The organism is Nostoc sp. CCY 9925, assembly GCF_963920935.1.
Lineage (GTDB): Bacteria > Cyanobacteriota > Cyanobacteriia > Cyanobacteriales > Nostocaceae > Nostoc.
The window spans coordinates 1-23,777 of record NZ_CAWUDO010000029.1; the positions used below are offsets into that span (position 1 = coordinate 1).

Sequence of the window (23,777 nt, forward strand, 5' to 3'; positions counted from 1 at the left end):
GATGAACGAGTATCTGAGGTGGATGAACGAGTATCTGAGGTGGATGAACGAGTATTTGAGGTGGATGAACGAGTATCTGAGGTGGATGAACGAGTATCTGAGGTGGATGAACGAGTATCTGAGGGATTACCAACAAATAAATTATCCAATCTTGTGGGGTGGACATCTTGTCCGCCCTTCCTTATGGGCCAATACAGTTTAGTTAGTGCCAAAAACCTTAAGCTGCGTAGGTTGGGTTGAGGAACGAAACCCAACAAACCCCGGAAATGTTGGGTTTCACTTCAGTTCAACCCAACCTATAATTATCCTTAACTGAACCGTATTGCCTTATGGGCGGGCGAGACGCCCACCCCACAAGAAAAGTCGAGTGTTTTTTATTTGGAAACCTTTAATTATCCTCGTCCCTTAATTTCCAGTTACCGTCAAGCCTTTTGCGCCAATTGTTGATGGTTAAGGTAGAAATAATGACCTTTTTTGGCGATTAATTGATCGTGAGTACCGCTTTCGACTAGAATTCCCCGGTCTAAGACTAAAATCAGGTCAGCATGACGCACCGTAGAAAGACGATGAGCAATAATTAAACTTGTGCGTCCTTGAAGAATTTTTTTGAAGTTGTTCTGAATAATCCGCTCAGATTCAGCATCTAAGTGACTGGTTGCTTCATCTAATACTAAGAAAGAGGGATTTCCTAGCAAAGCACGAGCGATGGCTAAACGTTGGCGTTGTCCACCAGATAACATACCGCCACTTTCGCCAATTTGGGTTTCGTAGCCCATTGGCATTTGCTGAATAAATTCATCTGCCCCTGCTAAATGTGCTGCTTCAATTACCTCTTCTTGAGAGGCTTCTGGATGAGCAATACTGATGTTTTCGCGAATTGTACCGCCAAATAAAAATGTATCTTGGTCAACAACACCAATTTGAGAACGTAGCGATTGCAAGGAAATATTAGTTACATCTTGAGCGTCAATCAGCACTTTACCATCTGTCGGCGGGTATAGTCCCAAAATCAATTTTGAGAGAGTTGTTTTACCAGAACCGCTACGCCCTACGACTGCGACAGTTTGCTCAGCTTTGATTTCAAAACTGAGATTTTCTAATACGTTAATGTCGCTTTCTGGATGATAGCGAAAAGTTACATTATCAAAGATTACATGACCACGTAAACTACTTAAAGTCTGACGCGGTTGATATTGTAAATCCTCCTCTGGTTCTGCTTCCAAGACATCATTAATCCGCTCTGTGGAAATAATCACTTCTTGTAATTGATTCCAGAGCACAACCAGCCTTTGAAACGGTCTAATGATGTTGCCTAACAACATATTAAAGGCTACCAATTGTCCGATAGTCAGTTGATTTTGAATTACTTGCCATGCACCAAACCAAAGTAATCCTGTAGTTACCAGGGCTTCTATACCGGAACTAAAAATTTGTAGTTGATTACCAATTATCTGTCCGCTAAAAGTCTTTTTAATGACATTATTTAACAGTTCTTCCCAACGCCAGCGTACTGTTTGCTCAATTGCCATAGAGCGAACTGAGCGAATACCAGTGAGAGATTGAATTAAATAACTGTTCTCGTTGGCTGAGGCGTTAAAAACTTCGCGGCTGATGCGGCGCAAGAAAGGTGTAGCTATGAGCGCCAATAAGACAAACGGCGGTATAATTGCTAAGCTTAATAATGCCATTTGCCAACTATACCAAAACATCAATCCTACATAGATAAATACTGTTAGTAAATCCAAGCCGATAGAAAGTGCTTCTCCAGTTAGAAACCGTTGAATTTTTTGATTTTCTTGGACGCGAGAGACAATATCACCAACATAACGCGACTCAAAAAAAGCTAGGGGCAAGCGAAAAGTATGTTTAATAAAACCTACCATCAGCGATAATCCCAAGCGATTTGCTGTGTGGTCTAGTAGATATTGCCGTAGTCCAGTGATAGCAACCCGAAAAAAACTAAAAATTAGTAATCCTAAACCAACGGCATTTAAAGTTAAGGTACTACCTTGGACAATCACTCGGTCTAATAGTAACTGAGTAAATAAAGGTGTCACAAGTCCAAGTAACTGAATTAATACCGAAGCGATAAACACTTCTATCAATACTTGGGAGTGGGGTTTTACTAAATCAAAAAACTGCCAAAATGTTGTAACTGCTTCGTCGGTTTCTCGGAGTAAATCTGTGGGTTGTAATAACAAGGCATAACCAGTCCAACCCTTTTTAAATTCGCTATGGGTAAGGCTACGTTGACCAATGGCGGGGTCGCCAATAATCACGCGCTTTTTATTAATTTCATAGACAACAACATAGTGCTTACCTTCCCAGTGAGCGATCGCTGGTAGAGATTGTTGTGCTAATTTATCTAAACTAGCTTTTACCGGACGGGTAGCAAAGCCAATACTTTCTGCGGCTGCTGTTAAACCCCTCATTGATGCGCCACTGCGGCTAATGTTAGTTAAATCCCGTATGCGGTTGACATTAAAGCGCTTACCCCAATAGCGACTAATCATTACCAAGCAAGATGCACCACAGTCTGAGGCGCTTTGTTGTTCAAAGAACGGATAACGTTTGGTCAAACGTCCTAAAAAGTGCCCTGCCGTCACTGTTGGACTAGGAAAGTAGGCTCGTTGTCTATTTTGCTTTTGTTTCGGCTCAATGCTGGGAATTGGGTATTGAGGATTTGGCATTGGCGATTGGTTAAAACTTTCCCCACTCCCCACAGACGCGATTAATCCTGTCTCTACCGACTCCCGACTCTGAATTTCAACTTGACGTTCTTGAAAATCTATTAACTCTGCTAATTGTGACCAGTGTTGTACTGCTACTTGCCAATCAGCGTTACTCAAACTGTAAGCGATGGTGGGTTGAACTACTTGCCAACTTCCATTTTTTGGATTTAGGTAGATGTTTCCGGGTGTCAATCTTCGCCCATTAGAGTCTTGTATTTCTCCGCGATGGATTAACCATAGGTGATTATCTTTGATGAGGTTATTAATCGGAGAACCACTCTCTAAATCGTGACGATGAAATAGGGAGAATGCTTTAAATATCTCCTCCACAGAGCCATTGAGACTAATTAAGGAATTGCGACAACATAACAGCAGTAAATCCCAAGTTTCTGCACGTTTTAAAAGGCGATCGCCAATGCTAGGCAATGTAGAAATTACTTCTTCTAAAATTTCTCGTCTGATACAAAAAAGCTTTAAATTTACCGAAGCTCTAGCAACATAAGAACTGAATTTATGTTCTGGAAATAAAGTCAACTCGCCAAATGATGATCCAGAAAAAAGGGTAGTAATTAAGTTATTAGAGCTATCCAGCAGTCTAACTTTACCACTCAGAATGATATAAATTCCTGGCTCGGCTGTAGTTGCCTCCCAAAACTGCTTTGCTACTGGTGGTTCGATAATTTCCAGTACTCTGAGACATTTCTGAAGTACTTCATCTGACAGCGACTCACCCAAGTTTTGGGTGAGTTGTTCAGCTAAATATTGCCGAGAAAACGCTGATGGCATTTTCTATCCTCCCAAACTGTATTTGGTCATTAGTCATTAGTCATTAGTCATTGGTCATTAGTCAAATGACAAATGACTAATGACAGTTTAGTTATTAGACTGAATTAGATTAAAAGACCAATGCATACTAGCTTCGGAGTTAGATTGCAAATCGGAGATTGTAATGCCAGCATCCTTATTTTGGTCAGTTTCTTGTGGCTGATTGTTTTTACGTTTAGTGGAAAGCCCCATTTGTTTTAGTAAACGATTAATATGGCGATCGGTAATTTGAATACCAAATTCATTTGCTAGATGTTTGCTCAACCATTGTGCTGTCCAATAACTAAATGCATAGCCATATTCACGTGGGCTATTATTTACTAATTCTTTCAAACGTTCAATATAGCGATCGTTCACAGTCTTGGGTCTACCAATAGGACGCTCATTCCATTTGTGCGCCATACCTGCTTCTGCTATCCCAATCCAGTATCGCGCCATTTCCTGTGAACAACCTAAAATCTCACAAATTTGGCTTTGAGATTTACCCATATCCGCCAGCAACATAATTTCAATCCGCCGACGATATTCTGCCTGTAAATTAGCTTGCAAATTTTTCAGCAATGCTTTGCGCTGAAAAGGCGTTAAAAACTTGCTCTCGTGCATGTCATAGCTTTCAATAGCCTTGTCTTGACCGGAATATTCTGACATAGTTTCTACCAGTTGCCGTCAACTATCAAATGTGGGCAAATTTATCTTTTGCAACTGTTTTTAAACTCTGAAAAAAGGATAAAAACTGCAAAAGAAATTAGTCCTAAAAGGTTGATTAAATATTGTGATGGTGTGTAATTAACGCTATTACTCCCTAATTTTTGAAAAAATAGGAAGATTTCTGCTGTTTTTGCTCAGATTTTAATACTTCAAGCTAGGCGTTAATGGTCTTTACTTGGAAAAAAATATCTCAAAAGCCTGAGGCATATTACGTGAGTTTTTATTATGTCAATTCAGCAAAATTTTGCTTATAGACTGCACTCTCAAGCGGCAAAAGTAAGATAGCTCGCAAATAGTAAACAGCCTTGACAAAATATGCTCATTAAGCTGTCATGCATATAACTTGCATATCTTTTCGTGTTGGCTGTTGACGTTTGACAGTTAACTGTCAAACGCCAACAAACTTAGGAAATGACTATGCAATTTAAAAGCGTAATAACTTAGACATAACTTTTATGTGCCTTGATAAATAGCAGTTAATGGTAAAACACTTAGAACCAGTAAACTCTTCACTGGTTAACGCCTAGAATTTGACAGACTTTCCTGAAGCCCGGTGCAATAATGGTACTGGTTAAAACCATTCGCCCCTGGTTGATGGTAATAGGCAAACACTTTCGAGCCTTAGGGTAGCCCTTATTTTGATAATTTTACTAAATTCTGCAATACAGTTTTACAGGTTAACTACTTAATAGTTTTAATTACCGACAAGAGATTGAATCTTGTTTGGTAAATTGAAACTTAAAAACATTCAAGGTCAGGTGTAAATACAAATCTATTTCTTATAGTATCCTACAACTAGCTACTTTCTCATCAGCAGATAGTGATAGATTTGAACGTCTCTGAAATAAAAGCTCAACAAAAAAGTGACAGTTATTCAATCTTTATTTTCATCCACTGTTATTTATTTAAAAATAATCCAGGATTTAGTCAAGAGTTTTTACAAAAAATATGATATTTTTGTAGAAACTTGATAATAACTTTATTGAAATTTTACAATTGATATTTGTTGAGAAGCAATAGCTTATTTATTAAATTTTTGTTGAAATAATAATCTATAATTTAAAATTTTTATCAATAAACACTACAAGATATTTAACTTCTTGTTTGTTAAAAAATGGGTCTAAAAATGCAGTTATTTCATAAATTTATCCTAGATTTACATCTGTCCATAGTAAGAAAACTATGTAAATTACTATCTGCTATATTTGGCATATCTGTATCTATCTTGAGAATGAAAATAATTTAGGTTGGCGCAAAACATTAGAAATAAGTAAGCCATCGTTAATAATTCAAGGTGTGTTGTGCTGCACTACAGGAGGACAGCATCTGGTATTAGGCACTATCCACAACGTAAAAATCACGGTTACAGCCCACACCAAGCAGTATTCAGGCTGTAAACTAAATAATTTTCTTCACATATCAGGAAATGACTCAGGACGATTTGTAGTAACAAATAGAAACTAAATCAGGAACCGAAGCCTCTGGAGATTCCAGAGGTTTTTTTCTTTAATCAACGCTTATATATGTTTAACCGAGCTTATACATATATTTTATGAAGATTTTTAAGCACGCGATCGCCAACAACAAGCTGTAGCGTATTTAAGCGATAAAGCCGCAAAAATTGTCACAGCCCCTCAGCCAACTGGAGTAAGCTAAATTTAGGTTTGAGCTACTGGGAGTGGAGATGATGTTGTTGGAACTAAAGCGCATCCATGTTCCACCGGGACAAAGAGTGCTAGTGCAAGATGTAACCTGGCAGGAATTGGAAACAATTCTAGAGGAATTAGGGGAACACCGTGCAGCCCGAATTGCTTATGACAGGGGAACATTAGAGATTATGGCACCACTGCCAGAACATGAATATGACAAAGAAATTATTAGCGATTTACTCAAAGCACTTCTAGAAGAACTAAATACTGAGTTTATCAGCCTTGGTTCTACGACTTTCAAAAACCAAGCAATGGTTCAAGGTATAGAACCCGACCAGTGTTTCTATATAAAAAATGAATCGAAGGTTCGCGGGAAGAAGCGACTAGATTTAACAGTAGACCCGCCTCCAGATTTAGCTTTAGAAATTGATATTACTTCTCGGACTCATCCTAATATTTATCAAGCACTAAAAGTGCCTGAACTTTGGCGTTTTGAACGAGGAAAGCTCCAAATTAATATTTTGCGAGATGGTCATTATGTAGAGTCTCAGCAAAGCTTAAACTTTCCTTTATTTCCACTAATTGAAGTAATTCCCAAATATCTTGAACAAAGTGTAATATCAGGCAGAAATGTAACAATTAAGGCTTTTCGTCTTTGGGTACAAAAGCACATATAACAATAATCAATACAGTCCATGTAAACCCAAAACCCTCATATAGAGACGCGATAAATCGCGTCTTCAAATACCGCCATCACCATTCCAAATATAAAAAATAGGGTAGCAACTGCTGTGCTACCCCATAACTCACCTGTATTTTCTTCTACAAAAGTTTCAGATTATAAATCCAAGTAAATTAGTAATGATTCAAGTTAAGACCAGCTTCTTTTGCCATTGCTTCTATCCCTTTAGTTTCTAGGGATTTGATTGCTTTAGTAGAAAGCTTTAATTTCACCCAGCGATTTCCGCTTGGCCACCAAACACGCTTTACTTGTAGATTAGCGTGCTGAAGGCGTTTAGTACGGCGGTGGGAGTGGGAAACAGAAAAAGCGTTATTTGCCTTTTTACCAGTTAAGTCGCAGCGACGAGACATAAAAACTATCTCCAGATTGTTATTTTAATACAGCCTTTCCATTTTAGGGCTTAGGCAACAGAAGTGGAGAGGGGAATGGGAAGATGGGGGGATGGGGAGATGGGGAGATGGGGAGGTGTGGGGAGTGTGGGGGAAATAGAATTTATATTTCCCCCTCTTTCCGTTCCCTTCTTCCCACACCTCCCACACTCCCTGCTTGCCCCATGCCCCATGCCCAACTACTTACTAGCTTGTTCTGTCAGCTTAGTAAGTACTTCATTCGATCGCTCAACAAAAGATTTCATGCCATCAGCGTCAAAGCCTTTTTGAGACATCAGCGCTAAATCGTAGACGTGTTGGCAAATCATTTTTACTAACTGATCTGTAGGTGATTCGCCATCACCTTGAATGATACTACCTTGGCTGAGATGCGCCAGATTTTGAATCAGCGGATGAGCAGTATTCACCAGCAAAATGTGGTCTTCGGGAAACTCTGCTGTCTGCTGCATCATCATGGCGTTCATTTCCCGCAAGCGGCGGAGAATTTCTGGTAAAAGCACCATCGCCGGTGGTGTTCCTTGGGGATCGTCTGATTTTAAGGCTTCGGTGCGGATGTTCAGTTTGGGTTTGTTGAGGGATTTCTCGAATAACTCTTTGATGGACTCACTGCGGGTTTTGTTGGTTTTGGGATCAACAATTTCCGTAGATTTGTCTTGTTCGAGCAGAGTATTATCTAAGTCGGAGTCTACACGCGTAAACTTGACATCATTGTATTCCCGCTCTAGGAAATTAATGAAGTGGGTATCGATGAAAGAGTCCATAAACAGGACTTCCAAGCCTTGATTTTTGTGTAATTCTATGTAGGTAGCTTGGGTAGCTTCATCGGTGCTGTAAAAAACCCGGTTTTCGTGGCGTTCTTTGTTACGCTCTAAGTATTCTTTCAGCGTGGTGTAAGGAGTCGTAGGTGTTGAGTTTTCATCACTGGAGGAAGCAGGAGTCACATCTTGCCAAGCGTCCCCTTCAGCAGATTGAACTTCAACTGCTGGAGTGTCGGCAGCAGGTTTTTCTGTCAGCTTGGCGGTGCTGCGAAAGATGATGATGTCTTCGATTTGTTTTTTGAATTTTTCGTCGTTGAGGACGCCGAATTTCACAAAGGTGCCGAGGTCTTTCCAGACGCTAGTGTATTGTTCGCGGTTGTCGCGGAAAAGTTCTTTGAGGCGATCGCCAACTTTTTTGGCTATGTAATCACCAATTCGCTTCACGGTGCGATCGCCTTGCAATGCACTGCGGGATACGTTCAAAGGAATATCGGCGCTATCAATCACACCCCGCATCGGCATCAAAAATTGCGGGATAATTTCTTCGCAGTTATCGCTAACAAAAACTTGATTGCAAAATAGCTTGATCTGCCCTTTAGTAACATCTACATCCGGTCTCATTTTCGGAAAATACAAAATCCCGTTGATGATAAACGGATAGTCAGTATTTAGATGTACCCACAACAGTGGTTCTTCTTGGAAAGGATACAGATAGCGGTAAAACTCTAAATAATCTTCCTTAGTCAGGTTACTCGGAGACTCTCGCCACGGTGCTTTTTGCTGATTTAATACTTCTCCATCCAGCTTAATTGGTACTGGTATGAAGTCGCAGTAAGTCTTGACAAGATTTTTAATCCGTGCAGATTCGAGAAATTCTTCCTCTTCTCCTTGTAAGCTGAGAGTGATAGTCGTGCCGCGAGTTGTCCGGGATGACTCTTCTAAGGTGAATGCTGGAGAACCATCACAAGTCCAGTGAACCGCCTGCGCTCCTTCTTGGTAGGAAAGAGTATCTATTTCTACCTTTTGCGCCACCATGAAGGAGGAATAGAAGCCAAGACCGAAATGACCGATGATCGGTTGATCGGATTTGCCTTGATACTTATGAATAAATTCTTCAGCACTAGAAAAGGCAACTTGGTTGATATATTTCTTGACTTCTTCAGCGGTCATCCCAATACCGTTATCGGAGATGGAAAGCGTCTTGTTACTTTTGTCAATGGCAATTACAATTTCTGGTTCGCCTATCTCTCCGGTATAATCTCCGGCGCGGGATACCATTTTCAGCTTTTGAATGGCGTCTACAGCGTTGGATACCAGTTCCCGCAAGAAGATTTGGTGATCTGAGTAGAGCGACTTCTTGATGATCGGGAAAATATTCTCAGTATGAATACTGATAGTGCCTTGTTCTAACATGATTCGTAATCTTTGATGTTAGTATCTGAAATGATGATATCGCCCTCTGCTTTCAGGGATAAACCCGGAGAATACAAGAGAGCATGATACCAATTAGGATTTTAAAAGCATAGCTTAAGCGATCGCTGCTTGTTTGAGCGTTGTTTGCCCCCACTTGATGATTCGGATTTCCCTACTCCCGACTCCCAATTTTCCAGAGCATGAAAAGCGCTGAGTTAGGAGAGACGCGATTAATCGCGTCTACAAGCAAGAGTTAGGAGTTATTATTCTCCCCTCCGTCTCTCGCCTCACCATCTCTCGACTCCCTAAATACTGTGAGTATTTTTTTCTAGCACCAAAAAATAATGGTATGGATAGGTGGGATCGATATATTCTTGTTTGACAGTTAACCCAGCTTTGCTAACAGAGTCTAAAATCCGCTGCTTGGGATATCCTTTGAGACCCATTTCCCAGAAATGTTCGTCGCACACTGGCGTTGTACTCCAGAATTTCGGCATATTGAATAATAAATGCCTTGGTCTACCTGAGAAAGAAGTTTTGATTTGTAATGACAAATATTGAGTGCAATAAGGAATTGAAATTACCAAAAATTTCTTTGTTGCTTGTGCAAGTGTTTTCAAAGCTTGTTCTGACTGTTCATAAGGGAAGTGTTCCAATACTTGAAACAAGACAATCGCATCAAATTTATCTTTTGGCAAAGAAAAATCTGTGGTCAAATCCAAAATCATATCTGGCTTGAGATTAGGATCAACATCAGCGGTGGCGACGTTGTATCCATTGTTCTTTAATAGGTCTGTTAACAGCGAATTAAAAATCCCAATTTCCAAAACATTTTTGACCTGATTACCCAGTGAAAAAATTAGACGCAACTGATGGTGGTAACTGATAAGGCGATTTTTTGATAAATATTCGGAATTTCTAATATCTAAAGAGGTGATGAGTTGCATAAATAATGCTTACCTAGACTGATGGAGTGACAAATCCAGTGAGTATACAACTACAGGATTCCCAGAAAAATAGCAAAAATAACAGCATGATGATTTTGATTGTCTTTAAATAATTCCACAGACAGAAGAAGCATTTGCAACAATTACTTAGGATTCCAACATATACTAGTAACGTATTTTTCACTAAAATCAAGGTATATAGGATTCTTCTTTGGATACCATAGGCGATCGCGTAGTACAGCTAACTATACTACCCTACAAAGGCAAGCCAATTTGCCTGTCTAACTTTCACGCGCCTTATAGAAATTTCCAGATTGTTAAGAAAGACGTAACTACTGGATAGCTCTTGTATTGGAAAGGTTTCTAGAGAAGTTTTTCAGATTTCGTGAAAAATTCAGTTAGTTATCAGTAATATCTATCGTTGTAAGAGTATAAGAAAAATGAGGTTTACAGACTGGGCGACTAGAGTAATGTTCATCTCGCTGATGCTCGCCGCTCTAAGTATAGTGCTGCTCATTGGACGAGGAACACAAGTAGAAAATAATACAATTACATCTAATACATCAAAACCAGAGGTTACAGTCTGGAGTCAATATCCGCAAGCGGAATTTCAATCAGCTAAAGAACCAAAGCAAAAATCTCAGGGTGTTCTCAAGTCCCCAGTCAAGACAAATCAGCCTGTAGCAAGGTACGCAACTACTCAAGCTTTTGCACAGTACAAACCTAATTATCAAATTGTCTCAGTTGACCCAAGTAACTATGGAGAACGTTACACCACAGACGTTAATGGTACACCTCTCAACAACCAACCAATTATCGTTCTCCATGAAACTGGCTATTCTGCTTCCAGTGCGATTAATTTTTTTCAAGTCACTCATACTGATGAAAATGTGCAAGCAAGTTATCACGCTTTAATCAAGTTAGATGGGACGGTAGTTTATCTAGTACCGCCAGACAAACGAGCTTTTGGTGCAGCTAACTCAGTATTTGAGGGTTCCGAGGGTTTGGAAACTGTGAAAACTAATCCAACTTTGCCTCCGTCTGTGAATAATTTTGCTTATCACGTTTCTTTAGAAACACCACCAGATAGCTATGACAGTGGCAGCCAAGAAACCCATAGCGGCTATACGGAAGCTCAATATAATTCTCTTGCTTGGTTAATTGCTCAAAGTCAAGTTCCAGAAGATCGCATTACCACCCACAAATTAGTAGACCGTTCGAGTAAAAAAGTTGATCCAATTAATTTTGATGGTAACAAGCTTTTAGATTTACTAAATATTTACCGCCAGGTAAGACCAATTTATAGATGAATTAAGCTTCGCGTTGACTGTTGACTGATGACTGTTAACCGTCAACCGTCAACCGTCAATACGGACTGCCAATATAAGGACATAGTTTGTCCCTATTTGCTAAAGCTATAAATTTGCTGTGTCTCTAAGCGATCGCTAATCGATGAAGGCAGTGTACCATCCGAGAACATCTGCCGATCTAGTTGAACTTGTAAATTACTCAAAGGATCGCAACCAGAAGAAATCAGAAATTCTAGTTTCTGGATGTATGGTAAAGTTGCGAGTTTATCTAGAATCTGGAAGATTGCTTGCACGTAAGGATGGCCGGTTTGGCGATACCAATCACAGCTAGCAACTTTTGGCTGATCTAAACCCAAGTGTATTGTTAAAGATGGCTCATCAAATAGAGCGATCGCCAAAGGACGCGCTTCTTCCTGCAATAATAGATCGTGACTTCTTGCTATATGTCGCAGTTTTTCTAAGCGTTCATAGCGTTTTGTCACCAACTGCGGGTCATCTTGCCAGTGAATTGCCACTGTTACCAAATATGTTTGTAACAGCATATGACCCAGCTTTTTAGCTTTTGTGGCTAGGTAATAAGAATTGTAATCATTGGCCTCAATCAATAATGGCACGCGATCGACTACTTCCAAACCATAGCCCTTGACTCCAGCAATTTTACGAGGGTTATTGGTAATTAGGCGAATTTTTTTGACGCCCAAATCCATGAGCATTTGCGCCCCCATACCGTAGTCTCGCAAGTCGGCGGGAAATCCCAAGCGCTCGTTGGCTTCCACTGTATCCAGCCCCATATCCTGCAACGAATAGGCTTTGAGCTTATTAATCAAGCCGATTCCTCGCCCTTCTTGCCGTAGGTATACAACGACACCCTGACCAGCATTTTCAATCATTTTGAGTGCTGCTACCAACTGCATCCGACAGTCGCAACGCAAAGAACCCAAAGCATCGCCAGTTAAGCATTCTGAGTGCATCCGCACCATAACTGGCTCATCTTTGAAATTAGCGGGATCTCCCTTGACAATCGCCACATGTTCTGTATTATCTAGGGTGTGGCGGTAAGCGTAAATTTCAAACTGACCGAACTGACTAGGTAACTTAGTAACGACCTCACGATACACCAGGCGATCGTGTTTGAGGCGATAACTAATTAAATCTGCAATACTGATAATTTTTAAATTGTGGTGTTTCGCATATTCAATTAACTGCTGCAACCTCGCCATTGAGCCATCAGGGTTTTGGATTTCACAAATTACCCCAGCTGGGTATAACCCTGCTAACCTAGCTAAGTCTACAGCTGCTTCTGTATGTCCTGCGCGTTTGAGTACGCCTCCAGCTTTAGCCCGAATGGGAAAAATATGTCCAGGACGACGTAAATCGGTAGGTGTTGTAGCTGGATTGAGAGTAACCTGGATAGTGCGGGCGCGGTCTTCGGCTGAAATGCCTGTTGTCACACCCAAATGCGGGCCGGCGTCGATACTAACAGTGAAGGCTGTCTGGTTAGTATCTGTAATATTGCTCACCATCAAGGGTAAGTCTAATTCGTCTAAGCGATCGCCTGTCATTGCCAAACAAATTAGCCCTCTAGCTTCCACCGCCATAAAATTAATCATGTCGGGTGTGGCAAATTGAGCAGCACAAATCAAATCGCCTTCATTTTCTCTATTTTCATCATCTACCACCACAATGACACGACCAGCTTTGAGGTCTGCCAAGGCGGCATCAATTGTATCAAATTGAAAAACTTGGGTAGTCTTAGGCTGTGACACAGAAAAATTTCCAGCTACCAACGTAAATTTTTTTAACAATTTCTTCTTTTAGATTGTAGCTCCTTTATAAGCCAGAGAAGTAGACTAGCAATGATTTGATAACATGGCAAAAATTTCTGCCACTATGGGGGACGTGGGGATATGGAGACGCGGGGACGCGGGGACACGGGGACGCTTGGGACGCGGGGACGCGGGGAGTTATTTCCACACGTCTTTGTGTCACCCCCTCCCTACGTCCTCCTCTTTCGCCGCGTCCCCGCGTCACCCCCTCCCCGCGTCCTCTTTTGTACGCTCTGGATTTGGTGGCTGATATGTTGATGGCTGGGAACGAATTAACCATTCATGGGATAAGGATTTGGGATCATGGGCAAATTTAGACGCGTACCCGTTGGGATTGTTGGCGCGTCGGGCTATGGCGGAGTACAGTTAGTACGGCTGCTGATGGATCATCCAGAAGTCGAACTGGTTTATTTAGGTGGTGAGAACAGTATCGGAAGATCCTTGGGGGATCTTTACCCTCACTTGGCTCATGCAGCTAATCTGCCAATAGAGGCGGTAGAACCAGAAATAATTGCTCACCGCTGTGAAGTAGTTTTCCTGTCTTTACCGGATGGTCTGGCTTGCCAAATCGCGCCCACACTGTTGGAAAAAGGATGTAAAGTACTGGATTTGAGTGCAGACTATCGGTTCAGTGATTTGGCAACTTATACAAGTTGGTATGGTGTTGAAAGAAGCGACCGCTCTACTGCTGTAACAGCTGTTTATGGATTACCAGAACTTTACCGCGATCGCATTGCCGAAGCTCAACTTATTGGCTGTCCTGGTTGCTATCCCACTGCGAGTTTGCTTGCACTTTCGCCACTCTTAAAGCAAGGCTTAATTGTGCCACAAACAGCGATTATTGATGCCAAGTCTGGCACATCCGGCAGCGGACGGCAAGCTAAAACTAACTTATTACTAGCTGAAGCAGACAACTCCATTGCAGCTTACAACATTGGTTGTCACCGTGATACCCCAGAAATTGAGCAAATATGCAGTGACTTAGCTGGTCATGAATTGACGATTCAATTTACACCACACCTCATCCCAATGGTGCGCGGCATTTTAGCAACCATATACGCCACAATGCGCGATCCCGGTCTCGTGCGAGACGATTTGATTACAATTTTCTCTGCCTTCTACCGCAATTCTCCTTGGATAAAAGTCTGCGGTAGCGGCGTTTATCCCCAAACCAAATGGGCTAATGGCAGCAATCTTTGTTACATCGGCGTAGAAGTTGACCCGCGCACAGGTCGCGTGATTGTCATTTCAGCAATTGACAACCTAATTAAAGGGCAAGCGGGTCAAGCGATTCAGTGTTTAAACCTGATGATGGGCTGGGATGAAACCTTGGGGTTGCCGAAGTTGGGGTTTTATCCGTAATTGGGCATGGGGCATGGGGTATGGGGTATGGGGAAAGGGAAAGGGTAAGGGGAAAAGGGGAAAAGGGGAAAAGGGGAAAGATTAAATTTATTCCTTTTCCCTTTTCCCTTTAACCTTTTCCCCTGCCCCAGTCCCTACTTCGGCCCTAAGCCTACAGCACCAGCATACACGGCGCGATCGCCTAGTTCATCTTCAATTCGCAGCAAGCGATTATATTTTGCTACGCGTTCGCTGCGACAGAGGGAACCTGTTTTGATTTGACCGGCGCGGGTGGCTACGGCTAAATCGGCGATGGTTGTGTCTTCAGTTTCACCGGAACGATGGCTGATTACTGAACGGAAACCGTTGCGAGTTGCCAAGTCAATTGTTTCTAAAGTTTCAGTCAGCGAACCAATTTGATTGAGTTTAATCAAAATGGCGTTACCAGCTTTTTCTTCGATACCTCTTTGCAAGCGAGTAGCATTAGTGACAAATAAGTCATCTCCTACCAATTGCACCCGCGAACCTAATTTCTGGGTGAGCAATTGCCAACTTTGCCAATCTTCTTCGTGTAAGCCATCTTCAATTGAGACGATGGGATATTGGTCTACTAATTGTCCCAGGTAATCAATAAACTCAGCAGGCGCATGAGGTTTACCATCGTAAACATACTGACCGTTTTTGTAAAACTCGCTAGCCGCCACATCCAAGGCTAAAGCTACTTGCTCACCTGGCTTGTACCCAGCTTTTTCAATCGCAGCAACCAGCAATTCCAAAGCTACTTGATTGGACTCTAAGTTAGGCGCAAAGCCGCCTTCATCACCTACACCAGTTAGCAAACCTTTCTCGTCTAATACCTTGCTGAGGGTAGCAAACACCTCGGCACCCCAGCGCAGGGCTTCGCGGAAGGAAGTCGCCCCAACTGGAACAATCATAAATTCTTGGAAATCAACGTTGTTGGCTGCGTGTGCGCCACCGTTAATCACATTCATCAACGGTACCGGCAGTAAATTTGCTAGTGGCCCGCCTAAATAGCGATAAAGAGGAATTGCTAGAGATTCGGCACCCGCTTTGGCTGCTGCCAGGGAAACCGCCAAAATCGCATTTGCACCCAAATTGGATTTGTTAGCAGAACCATCGATCGCAATCATTGTACGGTCTAATAGTTCTTGGTTGAGGACATCCAAGTCAAGTAATTTTGGGGCAAACACCTCTTTGACGTTTTGTACCGCCTTGAGGACTCCTTTGCCGCCATAACGGCTCTTATCGCCATCACGCAGTTCGTGGGCTTCAAAAGAGCCAGTGGAGGCACCGCTGGGAACTTGCGCCAGTCCTACGACACCGTTGGCTACATGCACTTCGGCTTCAATTGTCGGTCTACCCCGTGAATCAAGAACTTCACGAGCTGCGATCGCTTCAATTGCAGTATCTAGAATGTTACTCATTTATACTTTGTCCTTTGTTCGACTGTTTTACTTACGCACATAGTCCAGTGGCCTAACCCAATCGTTAGCATAGGCGTTGAAGGAGCTTTGTCGGCTGAGATTAAAGAATATTTCCAGAGATTTTGTCAATGAATTTTGAATTTTCTATTTTCGGTTCAACTGACTTTCATTTACCGGATTTTCTCAGCCAATCGTTAAAATTGAGTAAAATTTGGCACTACCAACTATATAGAAAATTTGCTTTCTGTATAGTAAATATATAAATAGTTACAATTATTTGTACTATAGAGAAATAATATTCCATGTCAAAATTTCAGATGAATCGAACATACTGGTAAATCTGATGATAGGCAAAATCCTGGATGGGCGCTACGAAATTATCAGCAAACTGGGAGAAGGTGGTTTTGGTGCTACTTACCTAGCTATTGATAGGAAATTGCCTGACAAAGACCAGTGTGTTGTAAAGCACTTTTCGCCTAAAGCAACGGATATAAATACTTTATCCCATGCGCGACGGCTATTTGAGACGGAAGCTAAAGTACTTAACCGCTTAGGTAACCACGACCGGGTTCCGCGTTTGTTGGCGCATTTTGAAGAAGACCAAAAGTTTTATTTAGTTCAAGAATTTATTGACGGATATGACTTGAGCCGTGAAATTAATCGCAATAAACAATGGACTGAAGAAAAGGTAATTGCTCTGTTGCAGGATATCTTAGAACCGTTAGAATTCCTCCATCAGCATCATGTCATTCACCGAGATATTAAGCCCTCAAATTTAATGCGGCGTCAACAGGATGGGAAAATTGTTCTGATTGATTTTGGAGCAGTCAAACAAATCAGTTCTCAAGGGATGAACAGTCAAGGGCAAATGACGGCAACAGTTGTAGTTGGCACACCTGGTTATATACCCAGCGAACAAAGTCAAGGTCAACCCAGGTTATGCAGTGATGTTTATGCAGTTGGAATCATTGCGATCGAAGCTCTTACTAATCTAAATCCGATGCAATTACCCAGGGATCATCTTACAGGTGAAATCATCTGGCGTGACCAAGCAAAAATTAGCTATCAGTTCGCGCAAATTATCGACAAAATGGTCAAATATGACTTTCGCCAAAGATATCAATCGGCAACAGAAGTATTACAAGCGCTGCAACAATTGACAACAGCCAATCATCCGCAAAAATCAGTTTTGCGGAAGGCTATTGTTGGTTTGTTAATAGCTAGCACAGCTACTTTTATTGCCTTTTTGTTTATCTTAATCCCGCGTAATAATACTTTTGAAGCTTATAACAATGCTATTTATGGTATTACGATCAAATATCCTTCAAATTGGGAAAAAACTGGAACTCCAGACCGCATTACGGGAAATGTGGTGAAATTTATTTCTCCAAAAGAAGCTGAGGCAGATAGCTATTTGGAAAATGTTAATTTAATTATTCAAGATTTACCAGAAAATCGTAGAGAACTAGAGCAATTTACTAACTTTTATTTGGATGAAGTCCAACAGTCAGATGCAAATATAAAAATTTTGGAACAGGGTAAAACTCAACTAACAAACCGACCCGCTTATCAGGTAATTTACACTCTTGAAGAGGAAGGAGTCAAAATTCAACGCTTGCAAGTTTGGATGGTCAAACATAACAAAGCTTATATCATTACTTATACGGCTGATGTTGCTAAATATTCAAAATATTTACAAACAGCACAAACTATGATTGATTCTTTGCAAATTAATTAGCCTAGAGTCTTTGTACGCAAATACGCAAATAAATTTTTACATTATTTTACAATGTAATATTGTTGTCGTTTTGTGGTAAATACATAGTATCTATGCTTTCCTCATCTCTTAGTGAGAACTACCAACGATGAAACCCCAGCTATTTTTGCAAGTACTGACCGCAGGTACAATTATTCTGGGTAGTATTGCTAGCATCAGTTCACCCAGTTTTGCTCAAGCTAAAACTTACTTTTGTGAAAAAAGTGGCGATGGTGTATGGACGACATACGCCAAAAACTACAACAATAAGAAGATTCCCATAATTCGCTGGGTTAAAACTTTAGGCAACTACACTCCAAAAATACGCTGCCAAGAAGTATCTTCCAGATTCCAGAGTGCCTATGAAAAAGGTATTTTGAACTACTTGACCTCTGGTATTTCTGGCAATCAAGCTGTGATCTGCGCGGCTAGTCAATACGGTGGCCCTTGTAGTCAATTACTCTTCACACTAAAATCTCATAAAGACGCAAGTTCAGTACTTCAAAACCTTGTAGAAATCGGTTATCGCGCTCGCGGCCCGATTCTGCAATCTGAAGATGCTTCTTCTCAAGTGTACATCGATATGAGTATGTTACTAAGTGAGAAAGCACCAGAGGCGGAAAACTAATACTCAGTTTAGTAAGTAGCAGAATGCTCGTTAAGCATATTTGTATAGAAATTTGCAAGCGGTAAAAGCAACATGAAACAAAAATTAATGTATCAGCGCTCACTGGCTATGATTGCCTGGATGGGCATAGTGTTGACGTTGCCTATACAAACTGTTTATCTGAGCATTTTTTCCCCAAGAGTTTATGCTCAACAGTCAAATTCTGAGCGATCGCCAGAACAACTCAAACAATTAGCTAGAACGATAACCGTAAAGATTTTATCTGGCGAAAACAGAGGCTCAGGGATTTTACTTAAAAAACAAGGTCAAACTTATACGGTTATCACCAATCGACACGTTTTAGAATCAGGCAAACCCGTTCAAATTCAAACAGCAGACGGGAAAATATACCAAGGCAATTTGGTTAAAGGAGTAAACTTTCAGGGCAAGGATCTGGCCTTATTGGAGTTCCGTGCTACCGGAAACTATAGCTTAGCCCCCCTGGGAAATTTATCAACGATCGCAGTTAACGAACCAATATATGCAGCTGGATTTCCCTTTGAGGGGAATCCGTCCCAATCCCAGGGGTTTGTCTTCAAAGCAGGCCAAATTTTGCTAGTAGCAGACCGAGCTTTTAAGGAAGGATATCAGCTAGGCTACAGCAACGAAATTGAAAAGGGCATGAGCGGCGGCCCGATACTGAATCGTCGAGGTCAAGTAATTGGTATCAATGGTATCCATGCCTATCCGCTTTGGGGTAACCCTTACGTTTATGAAGATGGTTCCCAACCGACCGAAGCTTTACGAGATTTAATGAGTCGTTATAGTTGGGGAATTCCCATCCAAACATTTGCTCGGTTAGCTCCTCAGTACACTTCAAAAGAAACCTTACCCGCAGCTAACGCAGCCTCTACCCCAAGCCTTCCTCCCATCGCCAATGAAGTTAACAACATCGCCCAAGAAATTACGGTGCGAATAGATGTGCCAACTTTACGCGAGTGTAGCGGATCGGGAGCGATCGTTGCCAAACAGGGAAATACCTACAGTGTCCTCACAGCAGAACACGTTGTTCGGGGATCTCAAAAATGCGATCGCACCATTTTAGAAATCATCGCCCCTGATGGCAAACAACATCAAGTCAGGGTGAATGATAATAATCTGAAAACCGTCCCAGACACAGATTTAGCCATATTACAGTTTACTAGCGACCAAAATTACCGCGTCGCTACTCTGGCAAACTACGACATTGTTAAAGATAAAAACTTCATTTTTGTTTCCGGTTGGCTGGGGCTAAAACCTGGAACTGGAGAAACACAACGCCAGCTAACCACAGGGAACGTAGCATCTAAAATATTTGCGTCCATTGTTGCCAAGAACTCTTTATCTTTGAGTTATGGATATGAATTAATTTATACAAATTTGACTGAGCAAGGAATGAGCGGCGGCCCAGTATTAGATACTCGCGGACGAGTCATTGGCATTCATGGAACAGCAGAACTGGAAAAAATTACTGACAAAACAGGTCAGCCTCGTTTAATCACATTGGGTTTTAGTTGGGGAGTTCCCATCCGTAGCTTTGTGCGTTGGGCCCAGTCAGTTGGCATGACTCCTATGTTGCGAGTCGAGAATACTTTACCACCACCACTGACCACACAAGAAACAAATTCAATTCTCGAAGCTTTACTGAAAATAGAAAAACCCAAAAATAATGCAGACGCCATTGATTGGCTCAATTATGGTTGGCAAATGGCGCGCAACTCTCAAGAAGGAACAATAGGAGAAGAAGAAAGAAAAGAAGCAATCAAAGGTATTGAAAAAGCAATTGAACTTGAGCCTAACTTTTATCAAGCTTGGTATTTACGCGGCTTTGTGCTGATGATTAGTAAACAATACGAAGAAGCCCTGAAATCTTTCGATCGTGCTAAACAAATAGAACCAAAATTTACTTCTGCTTGGCGTTTTCATGGGCTGACACTTCTTGGCTTAGAACGATTCCCACAAGCATTAGAATCCTTCGACCAAGTAGCAAAATTAGACCCCGATGATACTAGCGTTCAGATGTTTCGGAGCTTGATATTATTTGGAACAGGGCGTTTTCAACAAGCACTAGATCTATCAAACCAAGTTGTCAAAAAGAATCCTAGTTCTTGGGCGTACTTTACTCGAGGCGCAGCGCGTTTTGGTGTACAAGATTTAAAAGGAGCGCTGGCTGATTTAAATGAAGCAATTCGCTTAAATCCAGAATATATAGAAGACACAGCCTACTCGGTTCGAGGTTCGATCCGCGCTCAACAGGGAGATTTAAAGGGAGCGATCGCTGATTTAAATGAAGCTGTACGTCTTGATCCAGAAGATGCCAACAATTTTAAAAATCGTGGGGAAATTCGCTTTCAACAGAAAGACTACCAAGGAGCTTTAGCAGATTTTAGCGAAGGAATTCGACTCAAACCGAAATATTTTGAAGCTCTCAAAGCTCGTGGGTCACTCCATTTCATACAGCAAGACTACAAAAACGCAATTGCAGATTTGAATGAAGCACTTAGTCTGAAACCTGAAGATATTGAGGCTATACAAATACGGGCAGGAGTTCGCTTTCAACAGAAAGACTACCAAGGGGCCTTAGCAGATTTTAGCGAAGTAATTCGGCTCGAACCTAAAAATTTTCCAGCTCTCAAAGCTCGTGGATCAGTCCGTTTCCTACAGCAAGACTACAAAGGGGCGGTAGCAGATTTGAGTGAAGCACTTCGTCTGAAACCAGAAGATGCTGAAAGCAAAAAAATTCTGATGGCAGCTACTCGCTTGCTAGACTCAAAACCAGGAAATGTAGATGCTATTAAAACTCGTGGGAGGAGTTTTTAGCGCTAACTGAACTGTATTGGATTATAAAGGAGCGATCGCGGATTCTAGCGAATTAATTCGGCTCAAGCCTGACGATGTTGAAGCTTACTACAATCGGGGACAAGCTCAGGCTGAAATTAAAGATTAAGCTGTTCCACATCTAGCTTGCATATCTAAATTTGGTAAAAGTCTTGTGGGGTGGGCATCTTGCCATTGGTGTCAACTTAAGCTCAAACACGCAATTTTACCTCGTTTTAGATCCCCCAACCCCCTTAAAAAGGGGGCACAAGATTCTAGTTCCCCCCTCTTAAAAAGGGGGGTTAGGGGGGATCGAAAATCTAGGTGGTACATCGACAAATGTTCAAATGCTTATCAGGCTGGGCTTTAACGTTAACTTGACACCAATGGCATCTTGTTCGCCCTAATTATGCAATTTAAATGTGCAGCAGCTTATCAGCGTCATAGTTTATTACTCATCACTCAGAACTCAGCACTTTGCCATAAGATAATGCCAAACCTGAAAGAAGATGATAACGCCCTGCGTCACGTGTTGACCCAAGCCAAAATTATTGCTGTTGTCGGTCACTCTGATAAACGCCATCGCACCAGCTATCAAATTGCCCAATTCTTACGGCAAGTGGGCTACACAGTCTATGCAGTCAACCCGCTAGTTAAAGAAATTGACGGAAAGCCCAGTTATGCTGCACTTGAGCAGTTACCAGAACCCGTGGATATTGTTAACGTATTTCGTCGTTCTGAATACTTACCAGAAATTGTAGATGAAGCAATTGCCGTTAACGTTAAAACAGTGTGGGCACAATTGGGCATTTGGCATCAACCATCAGCACAAAAAGCTTTAAATGCAGGACTCAATGTGGTGATGGATGCGTGTATCAAAATTGAGTATCTGCGGTTAAAAGTAGATTTAGCAAGCGATGTCTAATTTTCCATCCTTCGTTATGCGTAGAGATAACACAAAAAGCAATGTAGATTGTAATTATTATGCAATCAACCAGCATTGAGAGATTCTATGTGTAGAGATATTGCATACCAAGTCATTGGTTGAGTTACTCGCCTAAACCCTTCTAGAATGAAAACTATTGTGGAAAAATTTTATTACTAAACAAGTTTTTATTGTGGGAGGAAGCATGAGCCGTCCAATAATTCTTGGTATTGTAGGCGACAGCGCAGCTGGAAAAACAACACTAACGCGGGGAATCGCTCAGGTACTCGGCCCAGAAAATGTCACGCTCATTTGCACAGATGATTACCACCGTTACGATCGCCAACAACGTGCAGAAATTGGCATCACCGCCCTCCACCCTGACTGCAACCACTTAGATATTATGCAGCAGCACCTGTCGCTACTACGCACAGGACAGCCGATTCTCAAGCCAGTTTACAGCCATAAAACAGGCACATTTGAGCCACCGCAGTATATCAAGCCGAATAAATTCGTGATTATTGAGGGATTACTCGGTTATTCTACCCGCGCCGCCCGCGATTCTTACGACGTGAAAGTTTACCTTGCGCCTCCCGAACAAATACGCGCTAAGTGGAAAGTGAAACGAGACACGCAAAAGCGGGGCTACAGTGCTGAACAAGTGTTGGCGGAACTAGAAAAGCGCGAACCAGACTCAGCACAATTTATCCGTCCCCAGCGGCAATGGTCTGATATTGTTATCAGTTTCTACCCACCCACCGAAGAAGAAGATGAAACTAACGGACACCTGAATGTCCGCCTAGTACTGCGTCCGACAATTCCTCATCCAGATTTCACCACAATTACTAACTCTGGCGGTAATTCCGAGTCAGCTATCCGCCTGGGACTAGACAGGGATATGGGCAAACCTGTAGATGTGTTAGAAGTTGATGGTCATGCCACCTTAGAACAGGTGAATAAATTAGAGCATATTATCTGTTCTGATATGCCTCATTTAAGAAGCATTTGCGATCGCGAAAGCAACCCAGAACTTGGCAAAATTGCTGGTACAACTGGGGAAACACTCCAAAGTTACCCCCTTGCTCTCACCCAGTTAATAATTACCTACCACATGCTCAAAGCAACGCAAATGTTTTTATAAAAATACATTGTAGAGACGGCGATTTATCGCGTCTGGTAAACCCACAATTTTGTACAATTAGCCTTTAACTGAACCGTATTAATTTATAAAATACGCATTATGTGGATTAGACGCTAAAATCCTTAATTTATCGTTGTAGAGACGTTGCAATGCAACGTCTCTACAGGACGGATAATTCTTGATATTTCGTTGATTTGGATAATTCACATCAGACGTAAAATACAACGAGTTAAAGATAACTGTTTCCGCTTTCCTTGTAGCACTTTCCGCCTTCCCTGTAAGAGCTTCCGCCTTGACATTTCTGTGTTTCGCGCACCCTGTAAGAACTTCCGCCTTCCCTGTAAGAGCTTCCGCCTTGACATTTCCGTGTTTCGCGCACCCTGTAAGAGCTTCCGCCTTCCCTGTAG

Annotated in this window: 18 protein-coding genes; 11 read left to right on the forward strand and 7 right to left on the reverse strand. The window is 41.7% G+C overall.

All coding sequences use genetic code 11. The features are described 5' to 3' along the window. A partial coding sequence (locus ACM0OY_RS16630; protein ID WP_414569951.1) for a hypothetical protein occupies positions 1-240 on the forward strand: 240 nt, incomplete at its 5' end. Positions 241-422: 182 nt separating this feature from the next. On the opposite strand, the gene ACM0OY_RS16635 is transcribed toward ACM0OY_RS16630, so the two are convergent. Further along, positions 423-3,518, reverse strand: coding sequence for a peptidase domain-containing ABC transporter (locus ACM0OY_RS16635; protein ID WP_414569952.1), 3,096 nt, complete (start codon positions 3,516-3,518; stop codon positions 423-425). An 87-nt stretch (positions 3,519-3,605) separates the two neighbouring features. Beyond that, positions 3,606-4,205 carry a helix-turn-helix domain-containing protein gene (locus ACM0OY_RS16640; RefSeq protein ID WP_414569953.1) on the reverse strand — a complete coding sequence of 200 codons (600 nt, stop codon included), beginning with the start codon at positions 4,203-4,205 and terminating at the stop codon, positions 3,606-3,608. Between the two features lie 1,747 nt (positions 4,206-5,952). On the opposite strand from ACM0OY_RS16640, the gene ACM0OY_RS16645 reads away from it, so the two are divergent. Next, positions 5,953-6,591, forward strand: a complete 639-nt coding sequence (locus ACM0OY_RS16645) for a Uma2 family endonuclease (protein WP_414569954.1) — start codon at positions 5,953-5,955, stop codon at positions 6,589-6,591. Positions 6,592-6,769: 178 nt separating this feature from the next. On the opposite strand, the gene rpmB is transcribed toward ACM0OY_RS16645, so the two are convergent. From rpmB to ACM0OY_RS16660, 3 genes are all read right to left on the reverse strand, one after another. After that, positions 6,770-7,006: a 50S ribosomal protein L28 gene (gene rpmB, locus ACM0OY_RS16650; RefSeq protein ID WP_073639460.1), complete on the reverse strand. Its 237-nt coding sequence runs from the start codon at positions 7,004-7,006 to the stop codon at positions 6,770-6,772. A 218-nt stretch (positions 7,007-7,224) separates the two neighbouring features. Continuing rightward, a complete protein-coding gene (gene htpG, locus ACM0OY_RS16655; RefSeq protein ID WP_414569955.1) occupies positions 7,225-9,216 on the reverse strand; it encodes a molecular chaperone HtpG in 1,992 nt (663 codons plus the stop codon). A 305-nt stretch (positions 9,217-9,521) separates the two neighbouring features. After that, positions 9,522-10,163, reverse strand: a complete 642-nt coding sequence (locus ACM0OY_RS16660; RefSeq protein ID WP_414569956.1) for a class I SAM-dependent methyltransferase — start codon at positions 10,161-10,163, stop codon at positions 9,522-9,524. A gap of 440 nt (positions 10,164-10,603) precedes the next feature. Between ACM0OY_RS16660 and ACM0OY_RS16665 the strand changes: the two genes are divergently transcribed. Continuing rightward, on the forward strand, positions 10,604-11,473 hold the full coding sequence (locus ACM0OY_RS16665; RefSeq protein WP_414569957.1) for an N-acetylmuramoyl-L-alanine amidase: 870 nt from the start codon (positions 10,604-10,606) through the stop codon (positions 11,471-11,473). Between the two features lie 92 nt (positions 11,474-11,565). Here ACM0OY_RS16665 and ribBA read toward each other — a convergent pair whose 3' ends face one another. Beyond that, a complete protein-coding gene (gene ribBA / locus ACM0OY_RS16670; protein ID WP_414569958.1) occupies positions 11,566-13,239 on the reverse strand; it encodes a bifunctional 3,4-dihydroxy-2-butanone-4-phosphate synthase/GTP cyclohydrolase II in 1,674 nt (557 codons plus the stop codon). Between the two features lie 95 nt (positions 13,240-13,334). Here ribBA and ACM0OY_RS16675 point away from each other — a divergent pair, with 95 nt between their 5' ends. After that, positions 13,335-13,616: a hypothetical protein gene (locus ACM0OY_RS16675; protein ID WP_414569959.1), complete on the forward strand. Its 282-nt coding sequence runs from the start codon at positions 13,335-13,337 to the stop codon at positions 13,614-13,616. Further along, complete coding sequence (gene argC / locus ACM0OY_RS16680) at positions 13,603-14,661, forward strand: N-acetyl-gamma-glutamyl-phosphate reductase (protein ID WP_414569960.1); 1,059 nt, start codon at positions 13,603-13,605, stop codon at positions 14,659-14,661. The genes ACM0OY_RS16675 and argC overlap by 14 nt, the downstream gene beginning before the upstream one ends. A 134-nt stretch (positions 14,662-14,795) precedes the next feature. On the opposite strand, the gene eno is transcribed toward argC, so the two are convergent. Further along, entirely contained in the window at positions 14,796-16,085 is a 1,290-nt protein-coding gene (eno, locus tag ACM0OY_RS16685; protein ID WP_414569961.1) for a phosphopyruvate hydratase, read from the reverse strand. Between the two features lie 343 nt (positions 16,086-16,428). Here eno and ACM0OY_RS16690 point away from each other — a divergent pair, with 343 nt between their 5' ends. The 6 genes from ACM0OY_RS16690 to ACM0OY_RS16715 all read left to right on the forward strand — a co-directional run bounded on the left by ACM0OY_RS16690 (position 16,429) and on the right by ACM0OY_RS16715 (position 23,370). Continuing rightward, entirely contained in the window at positions 16,429-17,823 is a 1,395-nt protein-coding gene (locus ACM0OY_RS16690; RefSeq protein ID WP_414569962.1) for a protein kinase domain-containing protein, read from the forward strand. Between the two features lie 127 nt (positions 17,824-17,950). Then, positions 17,951-18,469: a COP23 domain-containing protein gene (locus ACM0OY_RS16695; protein WP_414569963.1), complete on the forward strand. Its 519-nt coding sequence runs from the start codon at positions 17,951-17,953 to the stop codon at positions 18,467-18,469. Between the two features lie 72 nt (positions 18,470-18,541). Continuing rightward, positions 18,542-21,307: a tetratricopeptide repeat-containing serine protease family protein gene (locus tag ACM0OY_RS16700; RefSeq protein ID WP_414569964.1), complete on the forward strand. Its 2,766-nt coding sequence runs from the start codon at positions 18,542-18,544 to the stop codon at positions 21,305-21,307. Between the two features lie 16 nt (positions 21,308-21,323). Continuing rightward, positions 21,324-21,434, forward strand: a complete 111-nt coding sequence (locus ACM0OY_RS16705; RefSeq protein WP_414569965.1) for a tetratricopeptide repeat protein — start codon at positions 21,324-21,326, stop codon at positions 21,432-21,434. 279 nt (positions 21,435-21,713) lie between these two features. Further along, positions 21,714-22,229: a CoA-binding protein gene (locus tag ACM0OY_RS16710; RefSeq protein ID WP_414569966.1), complete on the forward strand. Its 516-nt coding sequence runs from the start codon at positions 21,714-21,716 to the stop codon at positions 22,227-22,229. A 205-nt stretch (positions 22,230-22,434) separates the two neighbouring features. Further along, positions 22,435-23,370: a phosphoribulokinase gene (locus ACM0OY_RS16715; RefSeq protein WP_414569967.1), complete on the forward strand. Its 936-nt coding sequence runs from the start codon at positions 22,435-22,437 to the stop codon at positions 23,368-23,370. The last annotated feature ends 407 nt before the right edge of the window (positions 23,371-23,777 follow it).